A 9,625-nucleotide genomic window follows, 5' to 3' on the forward strand; every position below is an offset into this window, starting at 1 on the left:
GACGAGAACGAAGCGGAGTCATGCGTATATACGCCAATGAACTTTATAGAATATTTTTTTGAAAGGAAAATAAAGATATGGCAGAATTACAGAAAAAACCAGTTCGTATCAATGAGACTGTACTTCGTGATGCACATCAGTCACTGATTGCCACAAGAATGCCTACAGAAGTTATGCTTCCTATTATTGATACAATGGATAAGGTTGGATATAATGCAGTAGAGTGCTGGGGCGGTGCTACATTTGATGCTTGTATGAGATTCCTTAAGGAAGATCCTTGGGAGAGGCTTCGTAAGCTTCGTGATGGATTTAAGAACACAAAACTCCAGATGCTTCTTCGTGGACAGAACATTCTTGGATACAAGCACTATCCAGATGACGTAGTAGAGTACTTCGTACAGAAGTCTATTGCAAATGGTATTGATAACATCAGAATCTTTGACTGTCTTAACGATCTTAGAAACCTTCAGGCTTCTGTTAAGGCTTGTAAGAAAGAGGGCGGACACGCGCAGATCGCTCTTGCTTATACTCTTGGTGATGCATATACAGAAGAGTATTGGATGAATATTGCCAAGGAAATTGAGGAAATGGGTGCAGATTCTATCTGTATCAAGGATATGGCTGGACTTCTTCTTCCTTATGAGGCAGAGAAGCTTGTTAAGGCTCTTAAGAGCGCAACAAATCTTCCAATCAACCTTCACACTCATTACACATCAGGCGTTGCCAGCATGACATACATGAAGGCAGCTGAAGCTGGTGTTGATATTATCGACTGTGCTATTTCTCCATTTGCTCTTGGAACATCTCAGCCTGCTACAGAAGTTATGGTTGAGGCATTCAAGGGACAGCCTTTCGAGACTGGACTTGATCAGAAACTTCTTGCTAAGATTGCTGATCACTTCAGACCATATAGGGAAGAGTGCCTTGCTAGTGGCCTTATGGATCCTAAGGTTCTTGGAGTTAACATCAAGACTCTTATGTATCAGGTTCCTGGTGGTATGCTTTCAAACATGGTTAGTCAGCTTAAAGAGCAGAACGCAAGTGATAAGTATGATACAGTTCTTGAGGAAATCCCACAGGTTCGTAAGGACTTCGGTGAGCCACCTCTCGTAACACCATCTTCACAGATCGTAGGTACACAGGCTGTTATGAATGTGCTTATGGGTGAGAGATACAAGGTTGCTACTGACCAGACTAAGGATCTTCTTGCTGGTGAATATGGTAAGACAATCAAGCCTTTCAATCCAGAAGTGCAGAAGAAGATCATTGGCGACAGAGAAGTTATTACATGCAGACCAGCAGACAGACTTGAGCCAGGTCTTGGTAAGTTTGAGAAGGAAGTTGCTCAGTGGAAGCAGCAGGATGAGGATGTTCTTTCATATGCATTGTTCCCACAGGTTGCTACAGACTTCTTCAAGTATCGTATGGCACAGCAGACATCAGTTGATGTAAGCGCTGCAGATACAAAAAATGGAGCTTATCCTGTTTGATCATCAAATAGCTGATAAGTAATATGAAAAATTATAAGACGCAAGGTACTTTTACAGTACCTTGCGTTTTTTCACAGAAAATTTATCATTATTATGGTAAAATAATAGTATGAATGAGTTTAGAAGACACAGACAAAGTCGAAAACCAATTGAAATTGGAGAGCATCAGGGAAGAGAACTTAGAAAAAGTGATCTGAATAGGCAGATGCTTGCTCTGGATGAAATCTCTGGATTCAGGGTCAGACCTGGTTTTTATGGGATTAATGGGGCAACTATGCTCACTGATGGTGTCAATTTTACTGTCTATTCTAATGGGGCAACATCCATCACACTTATGCTTTATCATAGAGGTGAGGACAAGCCCTTTGCTCTTATACCATTTCCCGAAACTTACAAAATAGGAAAAGTATACTCCATGATAGTGTTTGGTTTGGATATAGAAAATCTGGAGTATTGCTATAGCGTAGATGGACCATGGAATCCGGAGAAAGGTCTTTTGTTCGACAAAAATCATGTACTTCTTGATCCCTATGCCAAGGCGGTTTCAGGTCAGAGAATATGGGGGCAGAGTCTAAACAGAAATGGGCAGTACAGGGCCAGAGTTGTCCGCGACAATTTTGAATGGAATGCTACATCCAGTCTTGGAATACAAATGTGTGACTCTGTAATTTATGAAATGCACGTCAGAGGCTTTACCATGGATAAGTCTTCTAATGTTAAGTGCCGAGGAACCTTCGAGGGAATAAAAGAAAAAGTTGATTACCTGAAAAGACTTGGTGTTACTGCTGTAGAGCTTATGCCTATTTTTGAGTTTGACGAAACAAGGGATAAGAGAGAAGTTAATGGTAAAATGCTCCTGGATTATTGGGGCTATAATACCATAAGCTTTTTTGCACCCAACACCAGTTACGCATCCCAGAGCGAGTACAACAAAGAAGGCGTAGAGCTTAAATACATGATAAAAGCCCTTAAGGACAACGGAATAGAAGTTATTCTGGACGTTGTGTTTAATCATACGGCTGAAGGCAATGAAAATGGACCTTTTATCTCTTTTAAGGGATTCGATAATAACATTTATTATCTTCTGACCCCACATGGCCAGTATTACAATTTTAGTGGTTGTGGCAATACCATGAACTGTAATCATCCTATGGTGCAGGAGCTTATTGTAGAGTGCCTCAGATACTGGGTTGAGGAATACAGAGTAGATGGGTTTAGATTTGATCTTGCAAGTATTCTTGGAAGAGACCAGGATGGTGCTCCGATGGAAAAACCACCTCTTATCCAAAGACTTGCCTATGATCCTATTCTTGGTAATGTCAAGCTTATAGCTGAGGCTTGGGATGCGGGAGGAATGTACCAGGTAGGCAATTTCCCTGCATGGAAGAGATGGGCTGAATGGAATGGCAAATATCGTGATGATATCAGATCTTTTTTGAAGGGCGATATATGGTCAGCACCTGACGCGGTTAAAAGAATTACTGGCTCAATGGATCTTTATGGAGGTTCATATCTTGGCTATGACTCTTCTGTAAATTTCATTACCTGTCATGACGGCTTTACCTTGTATGATCTCTATGCATACAACAGTAAGCATAATGAAGACAATGGCTGGAATAATACAGATGGAGCAAATGATAATAGAAGCTGGAACTGCGGCGCAGAGGGTGAGACTGACGACCCTTATATAAACGATCTTAGATTTAGAATGATGAGAAATGCTATAGCTGTGCTTATGTGCAGTAGAGGAACTCCTATGATCTACGCAGGAGATGAATTTGGCAACACTCAGTTTGGTAATAACAATGCCTACTGTCAGGATAATGAGATTTCCTGGCTTAACTGGAATCTCCTTGAAAAAAACAAGGACTTCTTTGAATTTTACAGACATATGATCCAGTTCAGGAGAAAGCATCCTTGTATTAGAAAAGATCTTCTTCCGGCTACTTGCGGTTATCCATCAGTATCTGTACATACTGAGAACCCTGATAATGGCAATATTACTAGTGATTCAAAGGTTATTTGCGTAAGATACGCTGGCTTTACGCAAAAGAAAGGCCATGACGATATAGTTTATCTTGCTATTAATGCTTTTTGGGAGGATGTGCAGATCATGCTTCCAAATCCTCCTGAGGGAGCGTATTGGTCTCTTTGCGTTGATACAGGAGATGACGAAGGTAAATATTTCTTTAACAGGCCCAAGCCTCTTACCTGGAGGAATAAGACTCTTAAGGCACGTAGTGTGAGTGTGTTTATATTGTCCTATGGAGCGGAGTATGGCAGCTGATGATAAGAATACTTCCAGCAATTTTATAGTAGAAGGATATCAGTTTGCTTCTGAGGCAGATGCCCAAAAGGCTGCGACGGATGCCTCCAAGATCAGGCTTCTACATTCGCGTGTAAAAGCAAGTAAACCTACGGATATAAAAGCAGTTTATGAGAAGGCTATCGAAAATAAAATATTTAAGACTCCTATAGGCTGGGAATATCTGACGGGACTTAGAAATAAGCTGATTGAGAGTGGATTCAACAAGGATGATATTATTCCAATTCCTTTAGATATTTCTTTTTCAAAACATTCTGCCTTTGCGGATTTGTCTGTAGCGCAAAGGATCAAACCTGAGAAACGAGAGAAAAAGGCTGATTTTTTGAAAATTTTTTCTATTATTCTTAATTTTGTTCTGGTAGTATTGGTCGTTCTTATGTTTGTGATTGCAGCAACTTCTGAAAGTGATAATATTATTAACTATAAGAGCAATGTCACAAACAGATATTCATCCTGGGATCAGGACCTCAAAGAACGCGAGAAAAAAGTCAGAGAGGCAGAAAAAAAACTTGGCATTGAAGATACTTCAAGTTATTATGAAGAGACAGACTAAAGACAGCTATTAGGAGGAATGACATAGTGGAAGATCTTAAGATATTAGTGGTTGATGACGAGGCTAGAATGCGCAAACTCGTCAAAGACTTTTTGGTTAAAGACGGATATATTGTTGTGGAAGCTGAGGATGGTCAGCAGGCCCTTGATGTCTTTTATTCTGACAAGGAGATATCCCTTATTATTTTGGATGTCATGATGCCGAAACGTGATGGATGGGAAGTATGCAGAGAAATCAGAAAGGATTCCAAGATTCCTATCATCATGCTGACAGCTAAATCAGAGGAAAGAGATGAGCTTTTGGGCTTTGAACTTGGAGTAGACGAATATATATCCAAGCCTTTTAGTCCCAAGATTCTTGCAGCCCGAGTTTCTGCAATCCTTCGCAGGACATCTCAGGCAGTTAATAATCAGGTAATGGAGATTGGCGGTATTGTTGTTAATAAGGTTGCACATAGCGTACTTGTTGACGGCAAAGAGATTGATCTTAGCTATAAGGAGTTTGAACTTTTATCTTTCTTTTTTGAGAACAAGGGCGTCGCTCTCTCAAGAGAGAAAATTCTTAATAATGTATGGAACTATGATTATTTTGGAGATGCCAGAACTATCGATACTCATGTAAAAAAACTTCGTGGCAAGCTGGGCAAGAAAGGCGACATGATAAAGACTATTTGGGGCATGGGATATAAGTTCGAGGCAGAATAATTAAAGGAATAGGTTTTAATTGATGCTATGGAAAAAGATAAAAAGTTTAACAAAACCCATTCCATACGTTTCGAAATAAGCTTTGCTTTCATAGCTACAATGATTGGTACTTTTACTTTTTGTTTGATCATAAATCTTTTGTTTATGGAGAACTATTATGTTCAGAATAAAAGGGACGCAATCATTGAGGCCTATAGAAGTATTGACAGGGCCGTATCAAATGGTGATATTAACTCTGCGGAATTTGATGAAGAGATTGGACATATCTGTGAGAGATATGACATCGAGATGATTGTTCTTGATGGAGATTCTAAAACTGTTAAGGCCTCTAGTAGTAATGCTGAACTTTTGGCCAAGATTCTGTGGGAGAACATGATCAATCCTTCTGCAGGAGAGTATGTGATAGAGAACAGAACAGTTCTTGATATTGGAGAAAACTATACACTTCAAAGAGATGAGGATCGAAATACTGGCCGCAAGTACCTTGAAATGTGGGGTGTTGTCGGAAATGGGAATCTTGTCCTTGTAAGATCTACCATGGAGAGTATTCAAGATAGCGTGACAATTTCAAATACTTTTATGATATATGTTGCAGTAATAGCTATTTTGGCCGGTTCCATGGTGATTCTATATATATCCAAGAAGGTTACAGATCCTATCAAGCGTTTGTACTATATTTCTGATGATATGAAAAAGCTAAATTTCGAGGCCAAGTATGAATCTGATGGCTATTATCACAGTGAAATTGATGCTCTTGGATCTAATATGAATGAGCTGTCTGAGACCTTGGAATCAACTATCAAGGAACTTAAGAATGCCAATATTGCTCTTAAAAAAGATATCGCTCAGAAAGAAGAAATTGATGAAATGCGTAAGGAGTTTTTATCTAATGTTTCACATGAGTTAAAAACTCCAATCGCTCTTATCCAGGGGTATGCAGAAGGCCTCAAGGAAGGAATCAGTGACGACGCCGAAAGTAGGAACTTTTACTGTGAAGTTATCATGGATGAAGCAAATAAGATGAACATCATGGTAAAAAAACTACTTACTCTGAATCAGCTTGAATTTGGCAATGAAAGTGCCAATATGGAGCGATTTGATATTGTTGATATGATCTCAAATTATATCAAGTCTGCTGAACTTTTGGCCAAGCAAAAAGATGTCACTGTTAAGTTTGGCAATTACGAACCGATATTTGTTTGGGGGGATGAATTTAAGATTGAGGAAGTACTGCAGAATTACTACAGTAACGCCCTTAATCATATTGACGGAGAAAAAATAATAGAGATCAAGCTATACAAGGAAAACAACCATGTCAGGGTTTCTGTATTTAATACTGGAAAACCTATTCCTGATGATAGCATTGGTCATATCTGGGAGAAGTTTTATAAGGTTGATAAGGCAAGAACAAGGGAATATGGCGGAAGCGGAGTAGGCCTTTCCATAGTAAGAGCTATTATGGAGGGCATGCATCAGGCCTATGGGGTCAAGAATTACGATAACGGTGTTGAATTCTATTTTGAATTAGAAACCAAATGATCCTATGTTGAGAGGATAGCTTATGAGGGCAAAAAAGTATTTGGGTATTGCTATTTTAATGAGCGTTTGTCTTGGTTTAACAGGATGTGGTGAGTCTTTTCCTGATCTTACAGAGGAAGAATATAACCAGACTGTTGAATTTGCGGTCGGGTTGCTAATGAAATACTCTAATAATGGTCAGAATAAACTAACGTACGTTGATTCCAAGGAAGTTACCAAGCAAAGAGAAAAAGAGGCTGCCAAGGCAAAAGAAGAGAAAAAAGAACCTGAAACGGTAACGCCAGAGCCAGAACCTGTTGCTGTGCCACAACCTCAGGATGAAAGTTCTGAGGGCCTAAGCCAGGATGAATCAACTACTTTATTAAGTGATCAGAATCAGGGCGATAGTTCTGCAATTCAGTTGTCGAGCGCAGATGAGAGTTCTGAAGAGGGCGCCGCAGAATCTTCAGGAGACGCAGAAACTACAAAAGAGGATCCAGATGCTATAGTTGTATCTTCTGAAGATAGCTATGAGATTGCTGATAGTATATTCCTTACTTATGATGGATACTCAGTATCAAGCTCTTATCCAGAAAGCTCAAAGAGCTATGTTATTAATGCAGATAAGGGCAAGAAACTTCTTGTTCTTAGATTTGACCTATATAATGCTTCAGATTCTGATACTAATGTAAATCTTCTTAAGAAAAACATTATGTTCCAAGTGATACTAAATGGGAAGAATCTAGGATATACTCCTGTTACGTTTTTGCCCAATGATCTCTCATCATATGTAGGAACAATTGATTCACGAGCTCATGAGAGTCTGGTAGTTCTTACTGAGATAGATCAGAGTATTTCAACACAGATTCAGACGATTGACTTGATTGTTACAATAAGTGGCACTGACCAGAAGGTTAACCTTAGATGAGTATAAGTAGTGCTGGCTAGAAGGTAAATCTTAAGATGAGGCTGTGCTGTAGATAATAGTAATTTTGTGTAAAAGAGCTACTTCTGATATGATTCCCCTAAAGTAGACAATGGAAATATCCAAAGTCTCCTTTAGGGGGATTTTTTATGGCAAAAAGGAAACATTCTGCTGAGTGGATGATTGACAGAGTAAAAGAATACCTTAATGGTAGTGGATCTTATGAATCAATTGCCCGAGACAATGGGATTGGATATACCACAATCAGAAGATGGGTTGCCGCCTATCGTTATCATGGCGAAGCTGCATTTTTTGAAAGATACGGAAATAATCAATACACTCATGAATTTAAGATATCCTGTATTGAGATGGTTATAAGCGGAAAATTGTCCGTTGAGGAATGTACAGCGAGATTCGGAATCTCACATGCTAGCGTTCTTCGGAGATGGATTTCAGAGTATAATGCCAATAGAGAGCTTAAGGACTATGATCCTAAGCGGGAGGTCTATATGGCAGAAGCTAGAAGAAAAACCACTATTGAAGAGCGTAAGGAAATCGTTAAATACTGCATTGATCATGATCGCGATTATAAAGGTACAGCAGCCACCTATGATGTTTCCTATACACAGGTGTACAGCTGGGTGAGGAAGTTTGATGCTAACGGAGAAGAGGCCCTCATTGATAAGCGTGGACATCACAAAACAGATGATGAAGTTGATGAACTTGAACGTTTACGCAGAGAAAACCTGCGACTTAAACGGCAGCTTCAGGAAAGGGATATGACTGTTGAACTGTTAAAAAAAGTGAGAGAATTGGAAGGGATGTGAGGCTCGGCAAGGTTAGGTTTGAGTGCAAATATATAGCAATACTGTCTTTCTACAATGAAAAGCACTGGAGTATAAACTGGATGTGTAAAACGCTGGGTGTATCACACGCAGCTTATTACAAATGGCTTAATCGAGAGATCCCCGAAGAAGAACTGGAGAACCATAAGATTGCTGAACTTATAAGAGAGTATGACGATCGCTTTGGCCATATCCTTGGATACAGACGTATGACACTGTACATAAATCATTTCAATGGTACTGAATACAAGATCAAACGCATACACAGGATCATGAAGGCTCTTGGGATCCATGCCATTATACGCCAAAAGCGAAAACAGTATACGTATGCAACACCGGAAACAGTTGCAGCAAACAAGCTTAACAGAGATTTCCATGCTGACAAACCTAACGAAAAGTGGGCTACTGATGTTACTGAATTCAAAATCCCAGAGGTAAATAAAAAACTATATCTAAGCGCTATTCTGGACCTCTATGATCGTATTCCGGTATCATATGTAATCAGCACAAGAAACGATAATGCATTAGTGTTCAAAACATTTGATAAGGCAATAGAGGCATACCCGGACGCCACACCTCTGTTCCATTCAGATCGTGGATTTCAATACACTAGCAAAGTTTTCCAAATGAAGCTTCAGAACCAAGGAATGGATCAGTCAATGTCCAGGGTAGGACATTGCATTGATAATGGCCCTACAGAGGGATTCTGGGGAATAATCAAGACAGAAATGTATGCAATGTACGACATAAACGACGAAACATCGCTCAGAGATGCAATAGAAAAGTATCTCCACTTCTACACATATGAACGTCCACAGGAAAGATTTAAAGGAAAGACTCCGGCAGAAGTACGTAAGGAAGCCCTGCTCACAGACACTCCAGAGGATTATCCTATTGCAGAGAACAAGCGAATCCAGAAGTACAAGGCAAAGTGGGCAGCATAATTATCTATCCAAAATGAAGTCAGAGTCTGACGACTCTGCCCTTGAATAAAGTGCGCTAAAGCGCACAAATATCCTTGATCTGCTTGACTACAGAATAACTGTCGGGAAATATCAGTCAACCCCAACGCCGCTTCGCGGTGCGCTTGGCGCAGGGTTGACAGTTATTTCCCGGCAGTTATAGTAGTCAACAAGCAGACCAAGGATAAATATGATGGCTATAACCATCAGCATAACAAAAGGTGATCACAGTTTATGTGACCACCTTTTCGTTTGATGTTATTTTGTTTGTTTTGCCTGTCTACTTGACAGACCTCAGATCA

General features: G+C 39.8%; 8 protein-coding genes. All 8 read left to right on the forward strand.

The window, feature by feature from the left end; translation table 11 throughout:
* The first annotated feature begins 77 nt into the window (after positions 1 to 77).
* The 8 genes from G631_RS0105030 (at position 78) to G631_RS0105065 (ending at position 9,305) form a co-directional block, all read left to right on the forward strand.
* Positions 78 to 1,490: an oxaloacetate decarboxylase subunit alpha gene (locus G631_RS0105030; RefSeq protein WP_026488532.1), complete on the forward strand. Its 1,413-nt coding sequence runs from the start codon at positions 78 to 80 to the stop codon at positions 1,488 to 1,490.
* A gap of 109 nt (positions 1,491 to 1,599) precedes the next feature.
* A complete protein-coding gene (gene glgX, locus G631_RS0105035; RefSeq protein ID WP_026488533.1) occupies positions 1,600 to 3,777 on the forward strand; it encodes a glycogen debranching protein GlgX in 2,178 nt (725 codons plus the stop codon).
* Positions 3,767 to 4,369, forward strand: coding sequence for a hypothetical protein (locus G631_RS0105040; RefSeq protein ID WP_026488534.1), 603 nt, complete (start codon positions 3,767 to 3,769; stop codon positions 4,367 to 4,369). The genes glgX and G631_RS0105040 overlap by 11 nt, the downstream gene beginning before the upstream one ends.
* Before the next feature lie 26 nt (positions 4,370 to 4,395).
* Positions 4,396 to 5,073, forward strand: a complete 678-nt coding sequence (locus G631_RS0105045) for a response regulator transcription factor (RefSeq protein ID WP_026488535.1) — start codon at positions 4,396 to 4,398, stop codon at positions 5,071 to 5,073.
* A gap of 27 nt (positions 5,074 to 5,100) precedes the next feature.
* Positions 5,101 to 6,612, forward strand: coding sequence for a sensor histidine kinase (locus G631_RS0105050; RefSeq protein WP_026488536.1), 1,512 nt, complete (start codon positions 5,101 to 5,103; stop codon positions 6,610 to 6,612).
* Between the two features lie 22 nt (positions 6,613 to 6,634).
* The gene (locus tag G631_RS0105055; RefSeq protein WP_026488537.1) at positions 6,635 to 7,519 is read left to right on the forward strand and encodes a hypothetical protein; all 885 of its coding nucleotides are present in this window, start codon (positions 6,635 to 6,637) and stop codon (positions 7,517 to 7,519) included.
* Between the two features lie 146 nt (positions 7,520 to 7,665).
* On the forward strand, positions 7,666 to 8,343 hold the full coding sequence (locus G631_RS0105060; RefSeq protein WP_026488538.1) for a helix-turn-helix domain-containing protein: 678 nt from the start codon (positions 7,666 to 7,668) through the stop codon (positions 8,341 to 8,343).
* Positions 8,340 to 9,305: an IS3 family transposase gene (locus G631_RS0105065; protein WP_026488539.1), complete on the forward strand. Its 966-nt coding sequence runs from the start codon at positions 8,340 to 8,342 to the stop codon at positions 9,303 to 9,305. The genes G631_RS0105060 and G631_RS0105065 overlap by 4 nt, the downstream gene beginning before the upstream one ends.
* The last annotated feature ends 320 nt before the right edge of the window (positions 9,306 to 9,625 follow it).

This window comes from Butyrivibrio sp. XBB1001 (assembly GCF_000424505.1).
In the GTDB taxonomy this organism is placed as follows: Bacteria; Bacillota; Clostridia; order Lachnospirales; family Lachnospiraceae; genus Butyrivibrio.